The sequence below is a fragment of the Serratia sp. LACPHL-BACT-2024-00286 genome (assembly GCF_043109535.1).
Taxonomy (GTDB): Bacteria; Pseudomonadota; Gammaproteobacteria; order Enterobacterales; family Enterobacteriaceae; genus Serratia; species Serratia sarumanii.
In genome coordinates, this window is the sequence record NZ_JBICNA010000007.1 from 166,621 (window position 1) to 192,737 (window position 26,117).

Consider the following 26,117-nt stretch of genomic DNA (forward strand, 5'->3'; position numbering starts at 1 on the left):
TCCTTCTTCATGAACGTTTCTTCTACCCACGCAAGCCGCACTATCACAAAATGAGAGGAGTAAATTACCCCTACCGGAGCCGACAATCACAGGGGAGATTGGGAGATATTGATTGGCGATCACAGGAGTCGCATAAGAGACTTATTAATATGATATAAAAGGAGTTATTTGAAATGGATAATTAATTAACCCCCATAAGCACCCCCAAATGCTTTTGCTTGCTTATTTTTGTATGAAAAACAGGCAATAAATGACTCATGGATCTTGCAGATTTTACTCCATTTTTGATCCGGTAAACAGGCTCACTTATTGCTCAAAATGAATAGAGGACACACTCTTCTCGAGCTAACATCCCTGGATAGTGCTTCGCCACGATATCGTTCATTTTCTCCACCAGATCCAAGCGTTTGAAAATCACATGCGCGGTACCTTTCTGAAAATAGCGGATACCAAACAGCTCATCCTCGTAGCTCTGCAGACGAGGGTTATCCCGGATATACTCCATTAACCGCACAGAGATATCCCCACGATTGTCAGGAACGGGCTTACCATCCAACAGATACAACATTCGCTCCAAATCAACTAACTGGTCCCGCCGGCAGCCCCAACTTAAGCTGAAGCCCCAACGGTTATGCGTTACCAGATTGTTAACAATGATTTTTTTGCCGAACATACAGGGACTGTTTGTTTTATATTCCCATGATAGTCCCCTGAAAACATTGATAACACCGCGCTCAAATACATCCTGTTTATTCAGATGTAGCTGTTTAAAAGTGCTGAGGATATTGTCTTCATTGATGGCTGGTAGGTCGCCTTCTTCCAAATTTTTATACCACTGCTCGCGAGCTTCAGCATCCATGAGAGCTAGCATGCCAGATTTCATCATCAGATCACGCCAGATACTGCGATCGATATTTCGGGTGATCAACTTTATAGCTTTGTCTGGCACTTCCATTAACCAGCAGTCATAGCGGCTTCCCTGTCTCATCGCCCACTCGCCAGCAGTCCCCCCACCAATTGAAGAAGTGAGTGAAGAAATGTCACTAAGCTGATGGATCAGCTGTTCTATCTGTTTCAGAGCGCTATCGCGGCCAGCAACGATTCGCGCTACGCTGGTCGAGCAAATCACCTCGCTATGTTCAACTATTACTTCGGTTTCAGTTTGCATCATCGTAATCCTTACATAAAAGCAAACACGCCTACCAAATCGGTTAGACGTATTATGCAACAGATAAAAAGGGGATAAACCTCAGGAAAGATAGTGTGGAAAGCGTTTCGCAAAACCTAGATGGCTAATAGCTTTATTGCCTATCGAATGCGAGCTTGCCCAAAAAAAAATCTGCCAAGCTGGGTGGGCGGGCAATCAGCATGCCAACAGCAATCTGGACAGGTTCATGCCTGCTTTTCTCCCCGGATAACTGAGGTGATGGCCTGGTAACCCATACGGGTCATCAGGCCGGTAGCTCGACGGGCACGGAGAATATCGATAGCCGTGATAAAGGGGGATTGTTCCCTATAGGAAAACCCCCGGCGATCGGTGCGAACCAGGCCAAACTTTTCCACTGTGAAATTCAACGCATCAGCCAGGGAAATACCGGCATCAATATGTTCGTGGATCACGGTGTCATCACTGAACTCGGTATCGTTAAGCGCCAATCCGTAATGCTGTTCCAGCAGATACGTGAGCATGGATTGCCAGACAATAACGGGTGATGGGCAAGCGTAAGCCGCCTGTTTCGGAGTGACAGGTAAGATTTGCATGTGGGTTATCTCGTTGTTAGTCAGATGAAAAAAGGGAAAGTGATAGAGATAAAAAACGAAGATTTATGCCGTTGATGAAGGCGTAGGATAAATGGCGAGATACACATAACCGTGTGATCCCAGGCTATCGGCCTCACAGGTCAAGCCATTGCGATACAACGTGACGCAATGCTGATAACGGGGATTGAGCTCACCAGAAAGCAGCATCAGTTCCAAATGGTTGATGAACTGCGGAAAGGCGTTATCTACATCACGCAGCTGCTCGTCGCTGAAGGTACCGCTGATATCGGCACGGTCAGCCAGGAAGTGCAGTCGCCCGCCTTCTTGTACCAGGCGGGCGCCAAACTGCGGAGTGACGTTGCGTTTGAGTCCCCAGGCCGGGGCAATGATTGATGGCATCGTATCGCCCCCTATAACAAGCCATGTTCAGCAAATGAATACACCGACATGCCGCCGACAATACAGTGATCCAGTACCCTGACCTCAACCAGTGCCAGCACATCTTTAATCCTGCCGGTGATTTGCCGATCGGCAACACTGGGCTCAGCGTGGCCGGAAGGATGGCAATGCGCGAGAAGTACCGCAGCAGCATTGTGCTTCAGTGCCGCTTTCACGATTTCGCGGGGGTGGACTTCGGTGCTGTTGATACTGCCGGTGAACAACGTTTCGTGGGCCAATAGCCGGTGTTGATTGTCAAGCCAGAGCACCATAAATACTTCACGCTCCAGCCTAGCCATTCGCAATCGAAGCCAATCGCTGACGGTACCAGGTGAAGTGAATGAGGCTCCCGGCTCACGCAAATGGGCCTCCAGCAATAACAGGGCGCGTTTGATAGTACGTTGTGTACTTAATGGCAGTTCAGTGACTGCCGGGGATAAGGTTAAGTTCATGAGGTTGTTCCCATTGTTTTCAGTCGTTCATAGGCATGATGTCACTGCATTCAGGGTTCATTGAGCGGTAGCGCAGGAGACGGCTTGAAATAGGTCATCTCAGCGCCTAAAAACCAAAAACCCCGTCGCGATCGGCGACAGGGCTCTAAGTCAGTAACAAACTGATAGCGGTAATCAATCAGCTAGAGATGATCAACAAGACGCTTGAGTGGTGATAGCTGGCTATTGCCTGATTTGATGTCGCATGATGTCGTTCTGGCATTAACCAATGCCCTCCCGAGGGCTGGGGCCAGCATTGTCGCCGGGTATTGGAAGCTGTAAGCCAGTGGGACATGATCGAAGCTGCTGTCGTTGTGGTAGAAGTGAAAAACAAAGGTCCCTTCCTTACGCTTCTGCATGGCAGAAACCGCCTGTGCCAAATTAGCCGTCAGAAGGCTGTCCATCAACGTATCGGGATGATCGATACTGATGTTCATTTGATGGGCCCCGGCCGGGTAATACTGCAGAGTCATTCCCGTTGCCCCCTCGGCCTTATCGCCATAGATATCTTTCAGGTAATACATGATGCCCAGACGTGCTTCATCGGCGTTGCAGGTGAGCCTGAATTTCTCAGTAACCCTTCCCTTCTTCCCCGTGATGATAAATTCATCAACGCCATCCATAATACGGTCATGCTCAACCTGTACGCTGTCAGCCACCACATTCCGATATTCTATCGGCTTGGGATCATAAGCTGCTGCGCATGCGGCCTGGCTCAACAGAGCGCTGACCAACAGGGTAAACATCATTATCGTTTTTTTCATGTTCATCATCTCCTTGATAAAAATCACTTATTCCGGATCCGTTAGCGTGACATAAATATTCCCGCCTGAGCGCACTTCTATCGTCAGCGGCTCTTTTGAGCCGGTATTCAGCAAAGCCTGAGCCTGATAAAAACGCCCTGCCACCTCCTCCTTGATATCTGTGATACGGATACAGTGCTCCTCTATGCCCTGACGCTGCAGGATTTTAGTGACCACCGGGCAAGCGCTTTGCGCCAGCCGTTCGGTACCCGATTGCGCTTTAAAATGATTACCGGCCACGGCTGATAACACGGTGCAAATCAGCCATACCTGTAACAAGCGCCAGGGTTTCCCCTGACGCTCGTCACGTTGCCGCAGGTAAACCATCGGCAGCAAGAACCACCCCAGTGAAGGGGCCGTTTTCTCCTGTTTCATCAGGCTCAATCGGTCGAGTAGCACCCAGACCAGGGAGAAAAGCATATAAAGACCCAGCGCAACTTTCTGTGGGAGGAAGATAGCGGAGAGACCCCAGATAACAGGAAGGCCAATGGATAAACACCAGGCATAGGTGTCTTGCTTAAGAAACGGATAAGGTTTCAACATAGAGAAATATTCCTTTATTAATAATTAATTAGAAAACAGTGGGATTAAACGACCTCCCCAGCGAGGGGATCGTATCGGGATGTAAAGAGGAGGGATAATCGTTAGTGAAGATCAATAAACCGAAACCGATCGTTGAAATCTATCGATATAAACGATCATTAATTGCGATTTAATAGCCAGAAACTATAATGAATCTATATTCGATCGGCGAAACAGATCGAACACAAGGCAGGTTTCTCGGCATACGTTAAAAGAAGCGATGCCAGAGCAATTTGGCCAAAGAGAGCAATCGAGAGCGCACCTGTTTTAACCACGTTCTTAATGTATGTGACTCCAGTAGGGATTCCACGCTTGCGTCAAAGATGTCACCTACAACGCGGCCAAAGCCCTCCTGCGCCGTGGTGGTCACCTTCTCTGTCCGATACTCAGGCTCAAGCTGACGGGCAACCGCACTGCTGGCTTTGTCGGGTAAAACGGTGATAAGGGTTTCGACCCACCCAGGAATATTGAAACCTTCAGAGGCGGAAACCGCCAAGACAGGATGTACGGGAGAAAATACGGTATTCACCTGGGTCACTTTCTCCTGAAGGTTCTGCTGTTGCCGCAGAGAAGGTTGGCGAGTTGCAATATCCCATTCCCGGCAAGGCTCAATTTTATCGGCCTGGTTGAGGACGAACAGACACCGGGCGGGATCTGCCCCCTGAGAAACCAACTGTCTGTAACACCGGATATCATCATTCCAGGCGCGGTCGTCGGCTTTGAGTACCCAGACAATCAGGTCCAGTTTATTCAGCCAGTGTTGGTACAAATGGGCATACATCTTATCAAGCGTGGGTGTTTCACCGATCCCTGGGAAATCAATAATGTTGAGAGCATTCAGACCACCAGAGGTTTTGTACTGTTGAGCAAAACGGGTACCCCCCTTCACCGCATCCACGTTGGCAGGAGGAGACGTAAAAAGCGTATTGCACAGGCTGGATTTCCCTGCGCCAGTTTTGCCCATCAGTCCGATTGTCGGTTCATAGGCGATCACTTCATCGAGTCGATGAAACACTCTTTGAGATATTTCTCGGGGAAGAGTCTGTAACAAAGAAGACAGAGGCTCATAACTTTTCTGTTTTTTATTCATTGCGTTACCTAAGATAATTAAGTTAAATACCACTTCAATGATATTTAACTAAGAAATTATCCAAATAAAAAACCAGAAAAATCTAGATATTTAACAGCCACCGCCCTTTTAAATTAAATCTTTCTTTGTTATTAATGTTTTTAACTCCACAGAAAAAACCGTTATCTCCAATGAAAGTGTTTTTTACCTCGCTCACTCTATCTGAAAAAAACTTAGGCTCCTTAAAAACCGGAATAAAGAAACCACTATTATCCCTGTGTTCCCTTCTCCTCTCAAAAACAGGTACAACTCCGGAGTACTTACTTGAGAAATTCCTGCGCCACCCTTTATTAATAAGATCTGACTGCCTCAAATATCTAATATTGAAGAAATCATAATACCCACTATATTTATTCCACTCTGTAGAAGTAATTATCATAGGCTGATACATAACGCGATATTTAAACTCCACACTTGAAACATTTGAGTTCTTCTTTAGACTCCCGGAAAACTGTAGTCTGAGAAACACAAAAATCGCACTGTCATGATCCACCTTATGAACATTTTCCCCATACACCTCCTTATAAAAATCAGCAAGAATCCCTGCGTTGGCCGCTTGGGTTATCTGTTCAGAATAAAACAACTTCCTCTCACTAGGCGTAGAAGCCAATGCCTCGTCAAGAACGAGTGCCCCATGAGAAGGGAAAATATCTTGTCTGGGATAATAGTGATCATAAATCTCTATCTCAGGCCTGACTTTTCGCACATCGCTAGCATGCGGACTTTCTTGCATGAGAAGCGACTCGACGTATTTTGACTGCGTCATCCCTGCTTTCTTGGCTGAGTTAATGACCCGTTCATAGAGCGCCTTATCGGAAAGATAGGTCGTTATCTTGTACTTGCTTGCCATCTCTTGCTTTCCCCCACAGCCTTGACTTTAAAAAGTAACTTACTTTACAACAAAACCATATATATCATGCAATTATTTTAAATAGAAACAAAAGATCAAGATTTTCAAAGGATCTCTTTGGGAGCAAGTAAAGCGCTTTGTGTACGCCAATACATAGGGGTATGTAAAAAAATACTGCGCATCCCATTGATTGATCCATGAACACCCTCCCTACAAAACAGCGGTGGCGTTGCCGGCACTGGTCCAGTCTCTCCCATGCCACTCGAGGAAGAGATAGCAAATGTGCCAACCAGAACAGGTTGCCCTGCGCAACAGCCTCCCTGCAAACAAGCATGTAAATATAGCGTTTTAAAAAAGCATAACTCCAGAGTAAATTATCCAAAAAGTAATCAATAGAATCGTAGTCTGACACCTCGCCCAGTCTGAAAATCGCCATGAAATTTGCTTAGTGCAAACTAAAATAAAATCTCGGATTGTTTAATATATATACAGAACAAAGTAGATTAATTATATACAAATAAAATTGAAGATATGAAAGGTGATTTTAATAATTAAATACGGGGTATGGGATGAGATGAAGACAATTAAACCCTGAGGGCATACATTATGAAAGCAAGCACAACATCACATAACAATCACTACCTAAATAGGTTTGAGCAAGTCATAAGTCTCGCTTTAGCTAAACACCCTAGAACCTTAGCTGCACGTATTGACCTGCACTTGCCTAATGAAGCATCTCGTAATGACAAAAATGTCATATCACGTTTTACAGATGCTGTTAAAGCTAAAGTAAAAGCAGATAGGAAAAGAAGTAAAAAAACCAATCCCAAGGCACACGACTCTGAAGTTCATTACATATGGGTTAAGGAAAGTAACCAAATAGGAAACAAAGTCCACTACCACGTTCTCCTAATGTTCAATAAGGATGCTTACTGGATACTGGGGAACTATATAACAGAAGGTAACCTTGCAGACCTCATTGTCCAGGCATGGTGTAGTGCGCTTGGTGTTGATAAAGAAAAGTACCGTTCTCTTGTCTATTTTCCCAAGAACCCCTGCTATCACATCAATAGAAATGCCCTGACGAAAACACATGACTACCAAGCTCTTTTGGATCGTATCAACTACATGGCAAAAGACCGGACCAAGCAATACAGCAATCAAGCACGCTCCTTTGGATGTTCGGTGAACTCTGGCGTTCTGATGGGGAAGCAAACGAACAAGCACATACCAACGTAGAAACCAGGGTAAGGACAATACCCTCCCATCATCCGGGGGAACTTGCGCCATACCCCCAACTACGAATTATTTATTTCTTACTCGGCAGCCCATCCCTTGAGGGAAGCCAAGTAGAAAACCAAAACGGCATTCCTCCTTTAACCAACTAATTTAAAGGAGATTTAATCATGAACACCAACTCATCATCCCTTCTGAATGATCAGCTTGTCGATATGGCGTTTATCACGCAGTTCACTGCCTTAAGTGACAAGTGGTTTTACAAACTGATCCAGCAGGGTGAATTCCCAAAACCTATCAAACTGGGGCGCAGCTCCCGTTGGCTACAGAGTGAGGTAGAAGCGTGGGTGCAGCATCGAATAGACCTTTCTCGTCGATAACACCCTGTTTTTCATTCACGTTAGGCCCCTTCACCTTTTTCCTAAAGAAGGTAAACCACCGGAAACAACGATTCGCCTGCCACCAATGTATTGGTCCATGATGTCCCCAGAACGAACAGGTCCTTTTTTTGAACGCTTAGCAGGTACTTTCTTGTTTTTACTCGCCTTGTTTTTTGCTTCAATTCTTTTCTTAGCATGCGAAAGTATAATCAGTCGACCTGACATCAAACTCTGCCGCGACAAATCTGCAGCATCATAGCTATTCACTATAAGCGTTATTTCCTTTTCAATTTCTAACAACGTTTTTTCGGCTACAAATTTATCTACCACGCTGGTATATTTTTTATCCAATTTCTTAGTGAGCGCCCAATGGTAAGAAATCGTGGATACACTTTGTTTTTTAGCGGTGTGATGGAGGGGTCGGGAAGAAATGCCTGCTTTGGCATGAGCCTTGTCGAGATGTTTTTTTAATCGTCGGGCGTCTTTAAGAGAAACATTACATATTGGGCATTTGCAGACTTCTGGGGTAACTGATGGTGCTTCCACTGTGGCCTTAGGTACCAACTTCCAACCATGCTTATGGTTAGATAACATATTTAACCCGACCTCCGCATTGCACAACCCACAGACAATTTTTTCCATTTTCTTCACCTTAATGTAAGCGGGATAGCCCCCAAAAAAGCAGTATCACATCCATATTCTTAACCTACCATTATCACTCCAGCCATTCCATCCAAACGCTTCTTAGTCTTCTCCCAATCAGGCATAACCTGCCCCATAAGCCGATAGAAGCGTTCACTATGGTTGTGCTCGGCCAGATGGCAGAGCTCATGCAAAATCACATAGTCGATGCATTCCCGGGGGGCTTTGACCAGGTTTAGGTTAAGGGTGAGCCGACCGTTAGGGGAACAGCTCCCCCACTGCGTTTGCATGGTGAGAATGCGCAATGGGGGCGGAACATTGACCCACAGAGCCTGCTCGAGCATGGCTTCGAGCCGTTTGGCGAAAACATCCTTGGCACGAGTCTTATACCAATCGACAAGAAGCTGCCGGACCTTTTCAGAGCTCTTCTGACGCAAGGTAACCTCCAGCTTTCCACGCAACATTTTTACGCGTTGTAACCCTGCAGGTTCTTCAATCACCTTCAGCAAGTATTGTTTGCCAAGATAATAATGGCTCTCACCGCTGATATACTTACGTGGCGTAATGTACTCAAGCTGTTTGCGGAAATCGCGAAGCTGCTGGTAAATCCAGCGTCCTCGCTTTTTCACTGCCGTCAGGACGGCCAGATCATCAGCCTCTTCAGGTGCAGAGACCACCACCCGGCAATCAGGATGCACCTTAATCAACACGCGGCTTGTTGCATAGGGACGAGGCTCACGGTCAAAGTTGATCCACTCGTCTCCGTAGATAAAGCTCATAGCCTGCGTTTGCGCGTGAATGGGCACAGCTTACACTCCACTCAATCCGACACGGGTAATTTGTACAATCATCTCGACGATCTTCTTCGCCTGGTCCATACCGCCGCCAATGGCTTTGCATTCTTTAAACATTAATGGCAGCAGCTTTTTCCTGATATCTGCTTCAATGTTCTGCGGGTTTATCGAGTTTTCTGCCACCGAGGTTTCAACTGAACGATCCACATCAAACGCCAGTTTTATCCACTTATCCTGAACTTGCGAATCGGTAATCGAGAAGACCTCAGGCAAAATCTTCTTGAATACGCCAAAGTAAGCCTGAGCATGGTGATTGCCGGCGAATGCATCTGGAATATCATTCAAGCGGCGTTCCTGCACCTGCTCTTCAAACTCCCGGAAAAGCATATATTGCTTGAGCGGATGTTCGAATAACTTCTCAGCTTCTTCAATAGCTTGCCGTAATAGCTTAGAGAACGCCTCCTGCGCATAAGGATCATCACGCAGTTCTTGCTCGATCATACGAGTAACACGCGTTTTTATGATGTCGGTTTCGTTACGGGTTTTATCTTCGCTCCACTCTTCTGGCTGCGCTTGCCCCATCTTGTTTACTTCGTAAACACCATCAGGCTCACGAACTTCTACGCCAACAACATGCTTATCGAGTAACTTTTTGACCTGCTCGGCATATTCATCATAGTCGATACGCTCACCAGCATCTTGCTGCACTAACTGGCGCAAACTGGAGAACTGCTTCACCGTCTCTTTGTAATGACGGCGATCATCTTCACTGAAGCTCTTGTCTTCAAAGAAAGTGGCTGATTGCAATGCAACTTTTAAGCAACTGGCAAATTCAGTCAGTGCCTCGTAGAAATCCTCACGTATTTTCAGGTGCACATCGACCAGTTCGCCATTTTTTTCTTCAATGCGTGGCACCAATACCTGACGCAGTTGCTCGGTATCTTGCCTGTTCTTCACACCGTCAAAAATCGCCCACAGGTTTTTATAAAGCTGCGGTAAACGTTTGTATTCGGTGCTCATCTGATTATAGAGCCCGGCGAGATCGTCAATCTCATAGCCACCCTGTGTGCGGGATGCGAGTTTCTGGTACTTCTCTATGGTGGTATCCAACTCTTTAAGAATGCCACGATAGTCTATGAGCAGACCGAATTTCTTCTTAGGGTGCAAACGGTTAACTCGTGCTATCGCCTGGATCAGGTTGTGTCCTTTAAGCTGCTTATCGATGTAAAGCACAGCGTTTTTGGGCTCATCAAAGCCGGTTAGCAGCTTATCGACCACGATCAGCAATTTCAGCGAATCGTCTTTATCAAAGCGGTCTATCACATTTCTGGTGTAGGATTGTTCATCCTGTTGACCGACATTCTCCTTCCACCATTTAACCACTTCAGGTGCGGTAGATTCATCAACTTCGGTGTTGCCTTCACGTGTATCAGGGGCGCTGATCACCACCGCGGATTCAAAAAGCCCGACCTCATCCAGGTATTTCTTGTACTTGATGGCAGCGGCTTTACTGTCACAAGCAAGCTGACCTTTTAATCCTTCATCGATGTTTTTTACGAAGTGATTGGCAATATCTAATGCAATCAGACGAATACGATCGTCTGCGGTGTAGATCTGCCCTTTACTGGAATATTTGCGTTTAAGATCGGTTTTTTGCTGGTCGCTTAACCCTTCGGTGATTCGCTCAAACCAGCTATCGAGAGCTCGTTCATTCACATCCAGATCGGGAATGCGCTCTTCATAAAGTAGTGGCGTTACGGCTTTATCATCCGTTGCTCGCTGCATCGTATAAGCATGGATGATAGAACCAAATTTATTGGTCGTTTTATCATCTTTCAGCAATGGAGTACCAGTAAAAGCAACGAATGCGGCTTTCGGCAACGCCTGCGTCATGCGGATATGGTTTTCACCACCCTGGCTACGGTGGCCTTCATCAATCAACACGATAATATCTGAACTGGTATTGATGCATTCAGGCTGCCTGATCGCGGTATTAAACTTCTGGATCAACGAGAAGATAATACGCTCAGTGCCCTTACCAATCTGCTCTGCCAAACGCCTGCCGGATGTCGCGATCGCCGCTGACTTGTCTCTCTTCCCGGAGAGCTCTCCACTGGAGATAAAGGTGCGGCTAAGCTGGTTTTCCAAATCGACGCGGTCGGTAACCACCACAATGCGGCATTGCTTTAAGCTTTCATGCAAGATTAGCGCTTTGCTCAGAAATACCATCGTCAACGATTTACCCGAACCGGTGGTATGCCAAATAACACCACCTTCACGGCTACCATCAGGTCTTTTGGTATTGATGCGCTCAATCAAGCGTTTGATGCCAAAAACTTGCTGATAGCGAGCAACAACCTTGCCGACTTTTTTATCAAACAGCGTATAAAAGCGAACCATATCCAGCAGACGTTCAGGCAACAATAGGCTGATTAACAGCTTATCTTGCCCGGTAACGGCCAACTCACCCGCAGCTACCAAACCCTGGTACCAGTCTCTGGCCGCTACTGGCCGATGATCAAATAACTTATCTAGCTGTTCAGGCAGAAGTTTTTGGTTCTTGATGACATACATTTCAGCATCAGAGAGATCTTCTTCACGCCAGGCGGCCCAGAATTTAGCCGATGTTCCACAGGTACCATACCGACCATCATGACCATTAATCGACAACAGCAACTGGCTGTAGACAAACAGGCGTGGAATTTCATCGTGCCGCTGATTGCGGAGAGTTTGTGATATCCCTTCACCAATGGTTGGCGCCTTTTTAGCATTACCATCCGGACGTTTGGCCTCAATGACCACCAGTGGAATACCGTTCACAAAGCAGACGATATCTGGTCTACGTGATTCAACACCGTTAGCCCGCGTTACCGTGAACTCCTCGGTAAAGACAAAGCTGTTATTCGTTGGATGATGCCAATCGATTAAGGCAATGGTTGGGTTCGCCTTTTTACCATCGATAAACTCGGTAACGGAAATCCCATATATCAAGTGGTTATAGAGACGCTCATTGGCAGTGAGTAAGCCCTGATTCAGGGCCGGGCTGTTGACTTCAGCAATCAGATTATCAATAGCCTTGTCAGAAAGAGAATATTCCTGTCCACCAAACGTAAAAGTACGCTTTGCCAGTTGCTCCCTGAGCAGGTGCGTCAATACAACCTGATCGGGTTTGCCTGCTCGGGCAGCCAGAGCCTCTTCAGGAGAAAGGTAAGACCAGCCAATGTTATTCAGCAGCGCCAAAGCCGGAAGCTTAGCACTGTATTCTTCCTGAAATTTTGGGGCATATTGGGTGTTCATTATACTCCCTTATAGTGCTCTATCTCTCTGGAAACCTGACATTTCCTTCCTGACGAACCATCCGGAATTTTTGGATAGTTCGACTTCGAGCAAGTTCGCCTTTAGCAATGGTGTTGATCGGATATTCGTTAATTGTACGAACCCCCTTATCACATAGCTCAGCCATTGATGCCTGAGTAAGCCACAGCATATTTGACTGATAGCGGCACCATCTTCGCTTTGAAACAACAGGAACTCACCCTCCGGAGCTTGCCGTAGATGCTTATCCGTCATGCCGCCTCCGTTTGCACCCGACGTTTACCGGTGAGCAGTTGTTGCATCAGGGCTTTCTTTTCTTGTTTTAGGTGATTGAGTTGTTGTTTTAAAGTTTCTATTTCATTGTCACAAATTGTCAAAACAATAGAGAGCTTCTCTTGCTCCCTTTTAGGAGGAATTAAAACGTGTAAGCTTTCAATATCTTTTGGGTAAATATGAGGTTGCGCACCACCACTTTGCAATGAATAAATTTTTTCTTGCATAAATACAAGTAACTGGAATATATACCCAATAGAAGAGTCCTCTTTTGCAACAACAACAGAACAGTCAGAAGCCCAGATTTTATGAGGATGGTAGGCAACATAACCTGCATATGACCCGCTAGCGCTTACTGTTACCACATTTTCATGAGTGAAATGACAGTGCTTGTAAGGACTACTTTTTCCACCCGCTATAACAGGCACTTCACCCTCAATCAAATCTTTGCTGCTTAATGCTTTCCCTTTAACTACTTTCGCTATATTACGTAATTGAGCCGGTTTCCACTCCCCACTAAACCCCATAAAACGCTTCTTGCCTGTAAGCAATTTTTGCATCAATGCTTTTTTCTGCTTCTGGCTATTGATAAGCAGTTTCTCAGTGGCTGCAATCGCCTTATCCCAGGTAGAAAGGATTTTGGCGATTTTTTTTTGCTCTGAATATGGCGGAACTGCAATCTTCAGCTTCTTAAAATAAGGTAACCCAATAGTCTTAATTGTTGATCCGACAGCTTGTCGTTCAAACTCAGCCTTATTCAATTGAAGCCAATTATACAAGAACCAACTGTTCAATTTTTCCTTATTGTCACACTTCCAAGCGATAAAGTGCTGGCTTACAGCCATGGCCTCAGCCATCACTCCGCTCTTCCCAATCCCTGCATCGCGAGATAACACTACTGTCTCAGCAGGATGTAGTTCTGCTGAGCTATTATTAATACCTTTTTGTGAGATTTCCTTATCGGTCGCATATACATAGCCTTTGTCTAAACGATAGCTATCTGTCAGTGAAATCCATTTAATCCCCCCATTCCAATACTCGGGATGGCTCTTGCTCGGTGTATGACCACTGCATCTCTCTGCAAACTTATCGAGCAGATCATACTTCCAGCCCGCAGGTATAGCAGTTACGTCAAGCTCGCGAGCCATAACCTAACACCTCCAAATATGCAGCCATCTCTGTTTCTAGTTTGCTTAATTGGGCTTTTAACTGTTCGCGCTCTGCACGTACTGCCATAAGGTCGATATCCTCCTCCTCTTGGAATGTATCAACATAGCGGGGAATATTCAGATTGTAGTCGTTGTTACGAATATCCTGTAGACTGGCGAGATAAGCGTATTTATCGACGTTATCACCCTCACGATAGGTTTTAACGATTTTAGCAATATTTTCCACGCTTAACTTGTTCTGGTTTTTGCCCGGTTCAAACTCACGGCTAGCATCGATAAATAACACGTTATCGTCTACTTTCTGCTTTTTAAAGATCAGAATTGCAGCAGGAATCCCCGTGCCATAAAACAGCTTTTCAGGTAAACCAATCACCGCATCAAGTAAGTTTTCTTCAATCAACTTTTGGCGAATTTTTCCTTCGCTAGAACCACGGAATAGCACGCCATGAGGAACCACCACGCCCATACGCCCGGTTTTCGGCTTCATGGTTTCAATCATATGCAGAATAAAGGCGTAATCACCCTTAGTCTTTGGCGGCATGCCTCGACGGAAACGACCAAACTTATCGTTTTCCACGTCATCGTGCCCCCACTTATCGAGCGAGAACGGTGGGTTAGCGGTAACCACATCAAACAGCATTAAATCGCCATTTTTATCCAGCAGTTTGGGGTTACGAATGGTGTCGCCCCACTCAATTTTGTGGTTATCCTCTCCATGCAGGAACATGTTCATTTTCGCCAGCGACCAGGTTGAGCCGATGGCTTCTTGGCCATAGAGCTCATACTGTTTAGAATCATGATGCTGTACTACCTTACGGCCACATTTCATCAACAAGGATGCAGAACCACAGGCTGGATCGCAAATAGTGTCGCTAGGTTGAGGATCCAACAGTTCCGCCATCAGTTCAGACACTTCCGGTGGGGTATAGTACTCACCCGCCTTCTGACCACTGTTGGCGGCAAACTTACCGATCAGGTATTCATACGCATTACCGATTACGTCTAATCCGCCCACGCGGCTAGGCTTAAGGTTCAGTTCTGGATCAGCGAACTCCAGCAACAAGTCTTTGAGGATCCCGTTCTTTTGCTTCTCTTCACCTAATTTATCGGTGTTGAAAGTAATGTCCTGGAAAACGCTTTTCCCGGCATCTTTCAACTTGTTACCGTTAGCTTCTTCAATGGCGTGAAGCGCCTCGTCGATACGCTCGCCGTTACCAGGTTCATTACGGCGGTTGTAAAGCGCATAAAAACTGGCCTCTTTTGGCAGAACGAACCGTTCGTTCTTCATCATCTCTTCGATCAGTTCCGGTTCATCGCCATACTCTTTTTTATACCCATCATAGTGATCCTGCCATACATCAGAAATATATTTCAGGAACAACATAGTAAGGATAAAGTCTTTATAGGTATCAGGACTGATGGTGCCACGGAAGATATCGCATACACCCCACAGCACCCGGTTAATACGGTCTTGATCGATTTTGTTGCTCATAACCTATTTATCCTTAAGTAATTTTTGCAAAATACCAAGCTCAAGCTGGTGGCGATTTTTTTGTAACTTACTGATAATTTTATCTTCTTCCTGCCAGACTCGTTGGAGCTCAATAAGTTGTCGCTGAGTACCTGCAGATGGAACAGGAATCTCCACATCCAGCAATGCTGCTTTAGTAATGAGCTGAATGTTTGTACCACTGCGATTAAACATTTGTTGTGTCACGGGATGGTTAAGTACCCAGCACAGATATTCTGGAGCGATCTCACACTCTTTTCTTCGAAGAGTGACAATTAGAAACTGGCTGGTAGCTACCACAGGGATCTCACTACGATAGACAACCGCGACGTTCCGGTTACCTCTAGCGGCAACGACGATTTCGCCTTGTCTGAGGAAAGGTGGTGCAACACGCTGCTCCCAGCTTATCGCCGGTAAAGCCTCATGATCTCCCTGCCAATCCTGCTCAAGATCCTTAATTTGTAATATGCGTACATCCCCGTCAGATACTGGCTCGATTGCCCCTCGAAAGGTATAGCCAGACCGGATTGTAGCAATATCACCTAACTCTATTAACGTTGCTGGCATAAAGACCTCGGGTAGGTGCATCATTCCTGATGCACTGTTCGTATGGTGAGGATTCAACGGCCAGGGGATTTTAAAACCCTTTCATGGATAATCCGTGCCTACTCCTGCCACTTTAACTCTTTTTACTAAATCACCACCATAACCAGAACATCCTCGCGAATTTCCTCAGCAATTTGGTGAGCGGCAATGAACCATGTAGAGTTACGGGGTTAGCATCAAGATCTGCCGGGTGTGATTCAGTTGTTACACTAAGTGTAATAATCTGCTTTTGCAGATCATAAGAAATTTGATAAACTGCCATAGGTACGACCTCCGATCCTAGTTTTAGACGCTTTGGGTTTGAGTCAACGCGACAGGTTGCCGCCTGTCGCACCACTCACATCACTGTCTGTACGACTGCTACCGCAGTAAAAGTGAGTTGGTAGAAGCATCATGATATAAAAAAACAGTATCGTCAATAGCATTTTATCTACAGTACCACCTCTACAGATGGACACCCTGTTACACTTAGCCATCAAAAAGAGCGATGAATAAAAAAAGAATTGCCTATAACTAGCTGTTTTGCTGAAAAAATATTTTTTCATTGAACTTAGCAAATAAAAAAACCTCCTTTCCCAGTACCTAGCTGAAGTAAAAAAAATTTTATGCCGTTTTGCTAAACGAACCAGCAAGTACGTTTCCAGCACTCGCAAGCCCATCAATATAGTCCCCATACCACTGCATCATCTCCCGTCTTCCCTCCAGGTAATGCGCATGGTTGTACGTGCCGCGAATCGCATTCTTATCCACATGAGCAAGCTGCGTCTCTATCCACGCCGAGTTGAACCCCTGCTCGTGCAAGATCGTGCTCATCGTGTGGCGGAAGCCGTGTCCTGTCAGCCTCCCTTTATAACCCAGTAACTCAATAACCTGATTAACGCTTTCCTTTGAGATCGGCTTTGTCCGGTCATTTCTTCCAACAAATACCAACGGATACATGCCGGTAATCGGCTTCAGCGACTGAAACAGCTCCACAACCTGCTCTGACAGCGGAACGATATGGGGCCGTTTCATCTTCATCACTTCAGGGGGGATCTCCCAGAGACGCTTCTCAAAGTCGATATCCTGCCAACGCGCAAAGCGTAGTTCCTGCGTACGCACCCCCGTATGCATGATAATTTGCGTCGCCGTTTTAGTGATTACACTACCGGTGTACCCGATCAGATCCTTGATGAAATAGGGAAGTTCTTCTGCGGTAAGGAAGGGAAAATGGGTTTTCTTTGGCGTTGCCAAGGCAGTCGCCAAATCGGGAGCCGGATTGTATTCCGCACGCCCGGTAACAATGGCATAGCGAAACACCTCGCCGCAGCGCTGGCGCACTTTGCGCATCTTCTCCAGCGCACCGCGCTTCTCCAAGCGACGAAGCGTTTCAAGTAGCTCCATTGGCTTAATCTCAGCTATCGGGCGTCGGCCAAGATAAGGGAATATGTCTTTCTCGAAGGTATCAATGATTTCATCACGATAGCGTAACGACCAGCGATCGGCCTTTTGTTTATGCCACTCTCGGGCAATAGCCTCAAACGTATTTTCAGTAGAGAGCTTCTGCGCCAGCTTATCCGCCTTCTTCACCTCACCAGGATCGCCACCGGCAGCCAAGATTTTGCGCGCTTCGTCTCTCTTCTGACGTGCATCGGCTAAAGAAACATCCGGATAAACGCCGATCGATAGCATCTTTTCCTTGCCGACAAAACGGTACTTCAGTCGCCAGTATTTCGAACCATTCGGCTTGACCAGCAGATACATGCCGCCACCGTCAGTTAGCTTGTAAGCCTTATCCATCGGCTTAGCCGTTTTCACCTTGATATCCGTTAGTGGCATAGCATCTCCATTGAAAATATAAGCAGCGGTGTATGTGTGGCACAGCCAAGTCAGAGGAATCAGGGGTTACCACATAGTCTGGGGGTGCCAAAAAAGAGCATACAATTTTGCACCCCCTAAAGCACCCCCAATATTGCGTTGATGTGGGTAGAGCCCCGTTGAGTTACAGAGACAATATAAAGCGTTAAATCCAGTAATTACGGAGAATTAGTTGAGTCAAGGAGAGTCAGAGAGATACTGATTGGCGGAAGATCACAGGAGTCGAACCTGCCCAGGACCGCTGGCGGCCCCAACCGGATTTGAAGTCCGGCCGCCCCACCGGGGACGAGGATCTTCCTTGGAGAAGAGAAGAAGCAAGGCGCTGATTATAGCGCAGTTTGTTCGCTGCGCTAAGCGGGAAATGGCGGCCGCTGGCGATTCGGCGGCCGGGGAGCGCTACTTCAGGAAATCCTTCACGTCCAGCAGGATGAACTCGTTGTCATCCGCCATATTGGGCTGGCGGCTGGAGGAGAACGGGAAGTTGTTGTCGTTGCCGACGATGATGTGGTTAGCGTCCACCACGTCCACGTTCTCGATGGTGAAGAACGGGAAGGTCAGCACGCCGTCGTTCAGCGGCTTGCGCGCCAGCTTGTTCGGATCCTGGATGTTCATCAGGTCGATATAGGCCAGTTTTTCGACCGGTTTGCCGACGTTGGCGTCCGAGAAGGCGATTTTATACACCCGCTTGAACTTGGCCACCTGGCTGAAGCAGTTGTCGGTCGGCGCGCCTGCGGCGCAGGCTTTATCCGGCGTGCCTTCGCCGTTGTCGCGCTCGATCACCAGCCCGTGGGTGGCGTCGATCATGTTGAAGTCGCCGATGGCGTTCTGGTTGTCTTCCAGCACGTACTGCCAGCTGCGGCCGGTCCAGGCCTGCTGTTTCACGTCAAACTCCAGCACCCGCAGGTAGCGTTTGCCGCCGACGTTCTCGAACTGCTCGCCGTCCCACAGCGCCCCTTCCAGCAGCGGATACAGCTTGCTGCCGTCCGGCGAGGCGGCCATGCCTTCAAAGCCTTTGGAGCGTGCCACCTGGAAGTTCTGCTTGCCGTCCGGCGCGCCCGGCAGGGTCAGCGTCGGGTTGTCCGGCGATTTCACCACCTTGCCGTCCACCTGGGTGTCGAACACCGCCAGCACTTTGCCGTTCAGGTCGGCCTTGATCAGGTAAGGCCCGAATTCTTCGCCGATCCACAAGGCATCGTCGGCAAACTGGAAGCTTTCCGGATCGAAATCGCTGCCGGTCAGATAACGCTGCTTTGTGCTCTCGTTGATGATGTGGAACGGCACCTTTTTATCCGGATCGTGCAGGAAAACCGTCTTCAGCGGCGCTACCGTGCCGTCTTTGAAATCGATCTTGTAGTGGTTGAGATACAGCATGGCGTCCGGCGAGTTGGCCTTGCTGCCGAAGCCGTTGTCGGTCAGCACCCAGTAGGTGCCGTCGGGCATGTGTTTGATGCCTGAGTGGCCCTGCAGCGGCTGGCCTTCGATCGGCAGGCCGAGGCCGGTCAGGCGATCGGCGGATTTGCCCGCCACGCTGCCCAGCTCGGTGACGCGTTTGCCACTGGTGTACTTACCGCTCAGCTGCAGATCGCTCGGCGCGTCCTTCGGCGTGGAAACGGTGGATTTCACCGGCAGCAGCGCATGCCCCGCCAGCGTCGCCGGTACCGGCTGCGCCTCGGCCCACAGGTTGGCGCTCAGCGCCATGCAGCCGACCAGCAGCGCCAGCCGGGTTTTGGTGTTGTGCATGTCATTGTCCCTTTTCGTTGTTATCGCCCAGAAGTAAAAGCAACGTCACTATAGGGAGCGGCAATGACAGAAATATTATTCGGCGAACGCCCGCCGGTAGCTGTGCGGGTGGAAGCGCCAGGTGATGGCGATCAGCACCACCACCAGCAGCGCGTGGATCTGCCAGTCCAGCACGAAGCCACCGCTGTAGTCGCGCAGCAGGCCGGAGAGGTAGGGTGTCACGCCCGCCAGCAGGAAGCCGACGCCCTGCATAAAGGCCACCAGCCGCCCGGCCGCCGCTGGCTGGTGCAGGTGATCGAGCGCCAGCACCAGGCACAGCGGGAACGCGCCGCCCAGCCCCAGCCCAGAAACCAACACCCACAGCCACGGCAGCGTCTGCGGCAGGTAAATCAGGCCGATAAAGCCGATCAGTTGCATCATCAGCGCCAGCAGCAGCAGCGGCCGCCGGTCATGATTGCGCGCCAGCGCCGGCAACAGCAGCGCGCCCACCACCTGGCCGAAGGTCATCAGCGCCAGCAGCGAACCGCTGGCCTGCGGCTGCCAGCCGAGCTGCATGTAATACGGCGGCAGCCAGGCGATCAGGCTGGTGTAGCCGCCGTTGATCAGGCCGAAATAGGCGCCGAGCAGCCAGGCGCGCCGGTTGCGCAGCAGGCTTGGCTCGCGGTTTTCTCCCGCCGCGCCTAGGCGCGACAACCCGCGGCTGACCGGCCACCAGGCCAGCAGCGCCACCAGCGCCGGCAATGCCCACCAGGCCAGCGCGCTGTGCCAGTCGTGCCCCGCACTCATCAACCACGGGGTGATCGCCGCGCCCAGTCCGCCGCCGCCCATCAGCGCCGCCGACCACAGCCCGGCCACCAGCGCCATGCTGTTGAGGAAATGATGCTTGATGATGCCGGGCATCACCGCCTGGATCACCCCGATGCCGAGCCCGCCCAGCACCGCGCTCATCAGCAGCTGCACGCTGCCGGGGGCCAGCTCGCGCCAGAGCGCGCCCAGTCCGATCGCCAACAGGCTCAACGCCACAGCGCTGCGTTCGCTGAACAGCCGGTTGATGGCGCCCCCCGCCAACGCCATCAGGCCCATCATCAGCACCGGCAGCGTGGTCAGCAGCGCCGCGCCGCCAAAGCTCAGCCCGGTAGCCTGGCGCAGCGTCGGCAGCAACGGGCCAATCGAGGTCAACAGCGGCCGCATGTTCAGGCCGATCAACACCAGCGCCAGCAGCAGAGGGTTGAACCAGCGGCGCGAAGAAGGTGAATTAACAGAATGATTTAACACGGTATATTCCTGGTACTGCAAAATGAAGAGTGCGGCGTCACAGCGCGATCGCCGCAGCGTTGCGTTACTGTAGGCAACGCCGCTAGTATTGGGAAATTAAATAATAAAATAGCCAACAGTGGGAAAATGAATCGCTACCCGATGTTCAATCCGCAGCTGCTGCTCAGCTTCGTCGCCGTATGCGACAGCAACAGCTTCACCCGCGCCGCAGAGCGGGTGTTTTTGTCGCAGTCCACCGTCAGCCAGCAGGTGCGCCGGCTGGAAGAGATGCTGGGCAAGCCGCTGTTTGAGCGCTCCTCGCATCAGGTGCTGCTGACCGAAGAAGGCGTCAAGCTGTTGAGCTACGCGCGCCGCATCATCGCGCTGAATGAAGAGGCCCACGACGCGCTGACCGGCATCTGGCGCGACGGCGTGCTGCGGATCGGCATGCCGGAGGATTTCGCCGTGCCCACCACCGAGCTGCTGGCCGACTTCAGCCGCGAGCACCCGCACCTGCGATTGGACGTCGCCAGCGGCCTGAGCGCCGATCTGCACAGCGCCTACGCGCGTGAAGAGCTGGATCTGATCCTGGTGAAGCAGCGCCGCCGGCAACCGCCGCGCGCCGCGCGGCCGGAACCGCTGCTGTGGCTGGACAGCCAGGCCTTCCCGGCCATCGAGCAATCGCCGGTGCCGCTGGCGGTATTTCCGCTCAGCGGCCTGTACCGCGACGAGCTGTGCCAGGCGCTGGACAACCTCGGCAAACGCTGGCGCATCGGCTACAGCAGCGCCAGCCTGGCGGCGCTGACCGCCGCTTCCGCCGCCGGGCTGGGCGTCACCCTGTTGCCGGCCGGCTGCCGTCTGCCCACGCATCGGGTGCTGGGCGAAGCCGAAGGATTGCCGCCGATAGACAGCTTCGAACTGGCGCTCTACTACCGCGACGGCGCCCCCGCCGCCACGCTGGCGCTGGCCCAGCGGCTGGCGGTGTTTTGCGGGTTGATATAAACGCCGGCACACGCCGATCATTACCAAATCGAATAGTCACCAGTGGCAAATGTCACTGCCAACCGGCCGGTTCCTCTCCTAAATTGGGGGATGTTTTCATCCCTCACCTCTGGATTAAGGAACCGAACGTGGAAACCCCTCAACAACCGGGCCGCAGAGCCTTCCTCAGCCAAACCGGCAAACTTACCACCGCCTGCGCGGTGATCGGCCTGACGGGTGGCATGGCGCAGGCCGCGTCACCGGGCGACGGGCAGTGCGCACCGGCACCGATGACCCTGACCGATCGCCACTACTGCCTGAGCGAGGTGCGGCTGGAAGACGGCTTTGAATACGACGGCGAAACGGTGATCGGCACCCGCACCGCGCTGTACACGCTGGAGATCAAAGACGGCAAGATCGCCGCCATTCACGCCGCCAACGCCGCGTTGCCCACCGGCGTGCCCCGCTATAAGGCGCAGGGCCAGCTGCTGCTGCCGGCGTTTCGCGACATGCACATCCACCTGGACAAAACCTTCTACAGCGGCCCGTGGCAGGCGCCGCGCCCGCGCCAGGGCAAAACCATCATGGACATGATCGCGCTGGAGCAGACGCTGATCCCGAAACTGCTGCCCACCTCGCAGCAGCGGGCGGAAAACCTGATCGCCCTGCTGCAGTCCAAGGGCAGCACCGTGGCGCGCAGCCACTGCAATATCGATCCGGTCAGCGGCCTGAAAAGCCTGGAGCACCTGCAGCGCGCGCTGGAAAACCACCGGGCGGACTTCAGCTGTGAAATCGTCGCCTTCCCGCAGCACGGGCTGTTGCACTCCAAAGTCGATGCGCTGATGCGCGAAGCGATGCAGATGGGCGTGCAGTACGTCGGCGGGCTGGATCCGACCAACGTCGACGGCGCGATGGAGCAATCGCTGGACGCCATGTTCCAGATCGCCCTCGATACCGGCAAAGGCGTGGATATCCACCTGCATGAGACCAGCCCGGCCGGGGTCGCCGCCATCAACTACATGATCGCCACCGTGGAGCAAAACCCGGCGCTGCGCGGCAAGGTCACCATCAGCCACGCTTTCGCCCTGACCACGCTGACGCCGGGCGAACTGGCGGAAACCGCCACCCGGCTGGCGGCGCAGCAGATCACTATCGCCTCTACGGTGCCGATCGGCGGCCTGATGATGCCGCTGCCGCAGCTCAGCGAGAAAGGGGTGTTCGTGATGACCGGCACCGACAGCGTGATCGACCACTGGTCGCCGTTCGGCACCGGCGACATCCTGGAGAAGGCCAACCTGTACGCCCAGCTGTACCGTGGCTCCGACGAGTATCACCTGTCGCGCGCCATGGCCATCTCCACCGGTGGCGTGCTGCCGCTGGACGATAAGGGCCAGCGCGCCTGGCCAAAAGCCGGCGATGCCGCCGAGTTCGTGCTGGTCAACGCCAGCTGTTCCGCCGAGGCGGTCGCCCGCCTGCCGGCGCGCAGCGCCACCTTCCATCAGGGGCGTCTGGTGGCCGGCCAGGTGAGCAAAGCCTAAGGTCGGTCCGCTGTTGTCATCATGATGGCCGTTTTTGGCCTTCTGCCAGAGTAAGGCGCGGCGCAAGATGGTCGCTACACATACTGGCGGAGGGCCGAAAATGTCACAGAGCGCGTTATTGATCATCGATGTCCAGCAATCATTCCAGCACCGTCCATTCTGGCAGGAGGACGATCTGCCGGCGTTTCAGCAGGCGCTGACGCGCCTGATCGTGGGCTGCCAACAACGCGGCGCAGCGCTGGTCGATGTGCTGCACGTTTCGCCGCAGGGGCCGTTCTCGCTGGCTTCGGGCCATGTGCAGCGCCTGCCGTTCCTCACCCACCAGGCGGATATCACCGTGCATAAGCACGTACACAATGCGCTGACCGAATCCGGCCTCGACGCCTGGTTGCGCGAGCGGGATATCAACCACCTGATCGTCTCCGGCATCCGTACCGAGCAGTGCTGCGAAACCACCACCCGGGTAGCGTCCGATCTCGGTTATCGGGTGACCTTCGTCACCGAGGCGACGCTGACTTTCCCGATGCGTCATCCCGACGGTGAAACCTTTACCCCCGCGCAGCTGAAGCGGCATACTGAAACCGTACTGGTCGATCGTTTCGCCCGCATCGCCAGCGTGGATGAGGCGCTGGCGCAACTCGCACAGGAGTAACCATGTCGCAGGCCGTCTATTTTCTGCTGTTGCCCAACGTGCTGTCGCTGGACGTCAGCGGCCCGGCGGAAACCCTGCGCCTCGCCGGGCAGTTCAGCCTGCGTTATCTCAGCCCGGCGCCGCAGATCGTCTGCTCCATCGGCATGACGCTGAGCGGCCTGCAGCCGTTGCCCGAACGCCTGGAAGACGGCGCCATTCTGGTGCTGCCGGGCGTCGGCGATTCGCAGCGCTATTTCGCCGGGGAAGAGGCCGAGCAGGCGCGACGCTGGCTGGCGACGCTGCGGCCCGATCTGCAGCGGCAGCGCATCACCCTTGTGTGCATCTGTTCCGGCGCGCTGCTGGCGGCGCAGGCCGGGCTGCTCGACGGCTATCAGTGCACCACCCACCACGACGTCATCGAGCGTATCCGCCGGCAGGCGCCGGCGGCGCAGGTGAAAGAGAACCGTATCTTCGTCGAAGATCGCGGCATCTACACCAGCGCGGGCATCACCACCGGCATCGATTTGGCGCTGCACCTGGTCCACCGCCACTGCGGCTCCGGCCGGGCGCGCGACGTCGCACGCGACATGGTGGTCTATTTCCGCCGCGCCGGGGACGATCCGCAGCTGTCGCCCTGGCTGCGCTACCGCAACCACCTGCACCCGGCGGTACACCGCGCGCAGGACGTGATGGCCGCCGAGCCGGAGGCCGACTGGTCGGTGCCGCAGGTGGCGGAGAAGGCGCACGTCAGCAGCCGCCACCTGGCGCGGCTGTTTCGCAACCACATCGGCATCAGCGTGCGGGAGTATCATGAACAGCTGCGGTTGGCGGTGGCGCAACAGCGCCTGCAGCAAGGGTATGGGTTGGAGAAGGCCGCGCTGGCGGCCGGCTTTTCTTCCGGGCGGCAGCTGCGCCGCGCCCAGCAGCGCCAGCGCTCGCCGCTATGACACCAGTCGGCGGGTATCCAGCCGCTGCAGGCCGACAGACAGCAGCAGGCTGAGCCCCAGCGCCACGCCGAACACCCAGAAGATATCCAGCAGCGGGTGGCCGGTGAAATCCAGGTGCCGGCTACGCATCACGTTGACGATAAGGGCGTGAAAACCGTAGATCGCCAGCGAATGGCGGGAGAACGCGCTCAGCCAGCCGATCGGCTGCGGCAAACAGTGTTTCACCCACACCAGCAGCGCCACCGCCGCCATAAACACCAGCGGGCCGCTGTAGATGTAGTAGGTATCGGCGAAGTTGCCGTTGATGAACAGCTGGTGCTTGGTGCCGCGCGCGATCAGCGCCACGCACAGCGCAAATCCCAGCGCCGCCAGCCAGCCCACGGCGCGCCCGCGCGCCTCCATCATGCCAATCGCCCGCCCGGCCAGCGCATACAGCAGGTAGTAGAAGGTATCGCCGTAGATATACAGGTTAACCGGCAGCAGGTGCGCATTGCCGAAGGTCAGCTTGTCGGTATTCGGGTTGGCGATCGCCGCCAACACCACCAGCGCGGCGGCCAGGTAACGGCGCGACACCGGCTTGACGCTGATCAGCGGCGACAGCAGGTAAATCACCGTAATGGCGTAGAAAAACCACAGGTGGTAGAACACCGGCTTTTGCAGGATGGCGCGCAGCGACGGCCAGAAGCCGATCTTGGTGAAGGCCGCGATATAGATCAGCGCGATGGCGCTGTAGAACAGAATGCAGCAGGCGATACGGGTGAAATGCCGCCGGCCAGCGCTCTTTTCGCCGAAGAACAGGTAGCCGGAAATCATGAAGAACAGCGGCACCGACACGCGCGACAGCGAGTTCAGCGCGTTGGCGATATCCCAGTTGTGCAGCCCTATCGCCGCGCCGTTGGTGACGTAATAGGTGGTGGCGTGGATCATCACCACCATCATGCACGCTATCGCCCGCAGATTGTCTATCCAGCCGATTTTCTCGCTCAAACGCTCGCCCGATCTTGTGTCATATTGATATGTTAAGAAGAGGTTATCGGGCACGGCGTTCGGCGACAACCCAAAAGCGAAATATCAGAATGCACTTAAACAACACCTTATGATTGCGAAGGTGAACAATTGGCGGCAAAATAGCCGCCACAACTCGCTCAGTTTGCGCTTCCCGCCCTGGCAGTTCCTTTTTCTCTTTTACT

Annotated in this window: 24 protein-coding genes and 1 tRNA gene; 6 read left to right on the top strand and 19 right to left on the bottom strand. The window is 51.7% G+C overall.

The genetic code is table 11. The features are described from left to right. Positions 1 to 313 precede the first annotated feature (313 nt). The 8 genes from ACF8MC_RS20500 to ACF8MC_RS20535 all read right to left on the bottom strand — a co-directional run bounded on the left by ACF8MC_RS20500 (position 314) and on the right by ACF8MC_RS20535 (position 6,054). The gene (locus ACF8MC_RS20500) at positions 314 to 1,168 is read right to left on the bottom strand and encodes a DUF4942 domain-containing protein (protein WP_164105475.1); all 855 of its coding nucleotides are present in this window, start codon (positions 1,166 to 1,168) and stop codon (positions 314 to 316) included. A 224-nt stretch (positions 1,169 to 1,392) separates the two neighbouring features. After that, complete coding sequence (locus tag ACF8MC_RS20505) at positions 1,393 to 1,761, bottom strand: TA system toxin CbtA family protein (RefSeq protein ID WP_098929262.1); 369 nt, start codon at positions 1,759 to 1,761, stop codon at positions 1,393 to 1,395. 63 nt (positions 1,762 to 1,824) lie between these two features. Continuing rightward, the gene (locus ACF8MC_RS20510) at positions 1,825 to 2,160 is read right to left on the bottom strand and encodes a type IV toxin-antitoxin system YeeU family antitoxin (RefSeq protein WP_098929264.1); all 336 of its coding nucleotides are present in this window, start codon (positions 2,158 to 2,160) and stop codon (positions 1,825 to 1,827) included. 11 nt (positions 2,161 to 2,171) lie between these two features. After that, positions 2,172 to 2,651 carry a DNA repair protein RadC gene (gene radC, locus ACF8MC_RS20515; protein ID WP_164105477.1) on the bottom strand — a complete coding sequence of 160 codons (480 nt, stop codon included), beginning with the start codon at positions 2,649 to 2,651 and terminating at the stop codon, positions 2,172 to 2,174. Positions 2,652 to 2,833: 182 nt separating this feature from the next. Continuing rightward, the gene (locus ACF8MC_RS20520; RefSeq protein ID WP_164105479.1) at positions 2,834 to 3,454 is read right to left on the bottom strand and encodes a hypothetical protein; all 621 of its coding nucleotides are present in this window, start codon (positions 3,452 to 3,454) and stop codon (positions 2,834 to 2,836) included. Between the two features lie 27 nt (positions 3,455 to 3,481). Beyond that, positions 3,482 to 4,036 (bottom strand): hypothetical protein, encoded by a 555-nt coding sequence (locus ACF8MC_RS20525; protein ID WP_164105480.1) that lies wholly within the window; start codon positions 4,034 to 4,036, stop codon positions 3,482 to 3,484. Between the two features lie 247 nt (positions 4,037 to 4,283). Beyond that, a complete protein-coding gene (locus ACF8MC_RS20530; RefSeq protein WP_239506367.1) occupies positions 4,284 to 5,165 on the bottom strand; it encodes a GTPase family protein in 882 nt (293 codons plus the stop codon). Between the two features lie 82 nt (positions 5,166 to 5,247). Beyond that, a complete protein-coding gene (locus ACF8MC_RS20535; RefSeq protein ID WP_164105482.1) occupies positions 5,248 to 6,054 on the bottom strand; it encodes a hypothetical protein in 807 nt (268 codons plus the stop codon). Positions 6,055 to 6,660: 606 nt separating this feature from the next. Between ACF8MC_RS20535 and ACF8MC_RS20540 the strand changes: the two genes are divergently transcribed. Beyond that, positions 6,661 to 7,293 carry an inovirus Gp2 family protein gene (locus tag ACF8MC_RS20540; protein WP_239506368.1) on the top strand — a complete coding sequence of 211 codons (633 nt, stop codon included), beginning with the start codon at positions 6,661 to 6,663 and terminating at the stop codon, positions 7,291 to 7,293. Between the two features lie 167 nt (positions 7,294 to 7,460). Next, positions 7,461 to 7,670: an AlpA family transcriptional regulator gene (locus ACF8MC_RS20545; protein ID WP_164105484.1), complete on the top strand. Its 210-nt coding sequence runs from the start codon at positions 7,461 to 7,463 to the stop codon at positions 7,668 to 7,670. 30 nt (positions 7,671 to 7,700) lie between these two features. Here the strand turns inward: ACF8MC_RS20545 and ACF8MC_RS20550 are convergent, their stop codons facing one another. The 10 genes from ACF8MC_RS20550 to ACF8MC_RS20595 form a co-directional block, all read right to left on the bottom strand. Further along, a complete protein-coding gene (locus ACF8MC_RS20550; RefSeq protein ID WP_353038712.1) occupies positions 7,701 to 8,312 on the bottom strand; it encodes a hypothetical protein in 612 nt (203 codons plus the stop codon). A gap of 59 nt (positions 8,313 to 8,371) precedes the next feature. After that, complete coding sequence (locus tag ACF8MC_RS20555; RefSeq protein ID WP_164105488.1) at positions 8,372 to 9,091, bottom strand: M48 family metallopeptidase; 720 nt, start codon at positions 9,089 to 9,091, stop codon at positions 8,372 to 8,374. A 30-nt stretch (positions 9,092 to 9,121) separates the two neighbouring features. Then, positions 9,122 to 12,403 carry a type I restriction endonuclease subunit R gene (locus tag ACF8MC_RS20560; RefSeq protein WP_164105490.1) on the bottom strand — a complete coding sequence of 1,094 codons (3,282 nt, stop codon included), beginning with the start codon at positions 12,401 to 12,403 and terminating at the stop codon, positions 9,122 to 9,124. Positions 12,404 to 12,672: 269 nt separating this feature from the next. Then, a complete protein-coding gene (locus ACF8MC_RS20565; protein WP_164105492.1) occupies positions 12,673 to 13,842 on the bottom strand; it encodes a restriction endonuclease subunit S in 1,170 nt (389 codons plus the stop codon). Further along, complete coding sequence (locus ACF8MC_RS20570; RefSeq protein WP_164105494.1) at positions 13,826 to 15,355, bottom strand: type I restriction-modification system subunit M; 1,530 nt, start codon at positions 15,353 to 15,355, stop codon at positions 13,826 to 13,828. Before ACF8MC_RS20570 ends, ACF8MC_RS20565 begins: the two co-directional genes overlap by 17 nt. Before the next feature lie 3 nt (positions 15,356 to 15,358). Then, complete coding sequence (locus ACF8MC_RS20575; RefSeq protein ID WP_164105496.1) at positions 15,359 to 15,940, bottom strand: restriction endonuclease subunit S; 582 nt, start codon at positions 15,938 to 15,940, stop codon at positions 15,359 to 15,361. Positions 15,941 to 16,582: 642 nt separating this feature from the next. Further along, positions 16,583 to 17,797, bottom strand: coding sequence for an integrase arm-type DNA-binding domain-containing protein (locus tag ACF8MC_RS20580; RefSeq protein WP_098929280.1), 1,215 nt, complete (start codon positions 17,795 to 17,797; stop codon positions 16,583 to 16,585). Positions 17,798 to 18,039: 242 nt separating this feature from the next. After that, positions 18,040 to 18,134, bottom strand: a tRNA-Sec gene (locus tag ACF8MC_RS20585). Between the two features lie 98 nt (positions 18,135 to 18,232). Then, positions 18,233 to 19,576 carry an esterase-like activity of phytase family protein gene (locus ACF8MC_RS20590; RefSeq protein ID WP_164105498.1) on the bottom strand — a complete coding sequence of 448 codons (1,344 nt, stop codon included), beginning with the start codon at positions 19,574 to 19,576 and terminating at the stop codon, positions 18,233 to 18,235. Between the two features lie 75 nt (positions 19,577 to 19,651). Next, complete coding sequence (locus tag ACF8MC_RS20595) at positions 19,652 to 20,851, bottom strand: cyanate transporter (protein ID WP_164105500.1); 1,200 nt, start codon at positions 20,849 to 20,851, stop codon at positions 19,652 to 19,654. A 126-nt stretch (positions 20,852 to 20,977) separates the two neighbouring features. Here ACF8MC_RS20595 and ACF8MC_RS20600 point away from each other — a divergent pair, with 126 nt between their 5' ends. The 4 genes from ACF8MC_RS20600 (at position 20,978) to ACF8MC_RS20615 (ending at position 24,927) form a co-directional block, all read left to right on the top strand. Further along, positions 20,978 to 21,832, top strand: a complete 855-nt coding sequence (locus ACF8MC_RS20600) for a LysR family transcriptional regulator (RefSeq protein WP_060431160.1) — start codon at positions 20,978 to 20,980, stop codon at positions 21,830 to 21,832. Positions 21,833 to 21,960: 128 nt separating this feature from the next. Beyond that, entirely contained in the window at positions 21,961 to 23,349 is a 1,389-nt protein-coding gene (locus ACF8MC_RS20605; protein WP_164105502.1) for an amidohydrolase family protein, read from the top strand. Between the two features lie 100 nt (positions 23,350 to 23,449). Beyond that, entirely contained in the window at positions 23,450 to 24,001 is a 552-nt protein-coding gene (locus tag ACF8MC_RS20610) for an isochorismatase family protein (RefSeq protein WP_033653973.1), read from the top strand. A gap of 2 nt (positions 24,002 to 24,003) precedes the next feature. After that, positions 24,004 to 24,927: a GlxA family transcriptional regulator gene (locus tag ACF8MC_RS20615; protein WP_154030186.1), complete on the top strand. Its 924-nt coding sequence runs from the start codon at positions 24,004 to 24,006 to the stop codon at positions 24,925 to 24,927. Here ACF8MC_RS20615 and ACF8MC_RS20620 read toward each other — a convergent pair. Beyond that, positions 24,922 to 25,914: an acyltransferase gene (locus ACF8MC_RS20620; RefSeq protein ID WP_060439315.1), complete on the bottom strand. Its 993-nt coding sequence runs from the start codon at positions 25,912 to 25,914 to the stop codon at positions 24,922 to 24,924. The genes ACF8MC_RS20615 and ACF8MC_RS20620 overlap by 6 nt on opposite strands. Positions 25,915 to 26,117: the final 203 nt, after the last annotated feature.

Coding starts and splice junctions, on each gene's coding strand:
- ACF8MC_RS20500 (WP_164105475.1), bottom strand. CDS start 1,168: ATGCAAACTGAAACCGAAGTAATAGTTGAACATAGCGAGGTGATTTGC.
- ACF8MC_RS20505 (WP_098929262.1), bottom strand. CDS start 1,761: ATGCAAATCTTACCTGTCACTCCGAAACAGGCGGCTTACGCTTGCCCA.
- ACF8MC_RS20510 (WP_098929264.1), bottom strand. CDS start 2,160: ATGCCATCAATCATTGCCCCGGCCTGGGGACTCAAACGCAACGTCACT.
- radC (WP_164105477.1), bottom strand. CDS start 2,651: ATGAACTTAACCTTATCCCCGGCAGTCACTGAACTGCCATTAAGTACA.
- ACF8MC_RS20520 (WP_164105479.1), bottom strand. CDS start 3,454: ATGAAAAAAACGATAATGATGTTTACCCTGTTGGTCAGCGCTCTGTTG.
- ACF8MC_RS20525 (WP_164105480.1), bottom strand. CDS start 4,036: ATGTTGAAACCTTATCCGTTTCTTAAGCAAGACACCTATGCCTGGTGT.
- ACF8MC_RS20530 (WP_239506367.1), bottom strand. CDS start 5,165: ATGAATAAAAAACAGAAAAGTTATGAGCCTCTGTCTTCTTTGTTACAG.
- ACF8MC_RS20535 (WP_164105482.1), bottom strand. CDS start 6,054: ATGGCAAGCAAGTACAAGATAACGACCTATCTTTCCGATAAGGCGCTC.
- ACF8MC_RS20540 (WP_239506368.1), top strand. CDS start 6,661: ATGAAAGCAAGCACAACATCACATAACAATCACTACCTAAATAGGTTT.
- ACF8MC_RS20545 (WP_164105484.1), top strand. CDS start 7,461: ATGAACACCAACTCATCATCCCTTCTGAATGATCAGCTTGTCGATATG.
- ACF8MC_RS20550 (WP_353038712.1), bottom strand. CDS start 8,312: ATGGAAAAAATTGTCTGTGGGTTGTGCAATGCGGAGGTCGGGTTAAAT.
- ACF8MC_RS20555 (WP_164105488.1), bottom strand. CDS start 9,091: ATGAGCTTTATCTACGGAGACGAGTGGATCAACTTTGACCGTGAGCCT.
- ACF8MC_RS20560 (WP_164105490.1), bottom strand. CDS start 12,403: ATGAACACCCAATATGCCCCAAAATTTCAGGAAGAATACAGTGCTAAG.
- ACF8MC_RS20565 (WP_164105492.1), bottom strand. CDS start 13,842: ATGGCTCGCGAGCTTGACGTAACTGCTATACCTGCGGGCTGGAAGTAT.
- ACF8MC_RS20570 (WP_164105494.1), bottom strand. CDS start 15,355: ATGAGCAACAAAATCGATCAAGACCGTATTAACCGGGTGCTGTGGGGT.
- ACF8MC_RS20575 (WP_164105496.1), bottom strand. CDS start 15,940: ATGCCAGCAACGTTAATAGAGTTAGGTGATATTGCTACAATCCGGTCT.
- ACF8MC_RS20580 (WP_098929280.1), bottom strand. CDS start 17,797: ATGCCACTAACGGATATCAAGGTGAAAACGGCTAAGCCGATGGATAAG.
- ACF8MC_RS20590 (WP_164105498.1), bottom strand. CDS start 19,576: ATGCACAACACCAAAACCCGGCTGGCGCTGCTGGTCGGCTGCATGGCG.
- ACF8MC_RS20600 (WP_060431160.1), top strand. CDS start 20,978: ATGAATCGCTACCCGATGTTCAATCCGCAGCTGCTGCTCAGCTTCGTC.
- ACF8MC_RS20610 (WP_033653973.1), top strand. CDS start 23,450: ATGTCACAGAGCGCGTTATTGATCATCGATGTCCAGCAATCATTCCAG.
- ACF8MC_RS20615 (WP_154030186.1), top strand. CDS start 24,004: ATGTCGCAGGCCGTCTATTTTCTGCTGTTGCCCAACGTGCTGTCGCTG.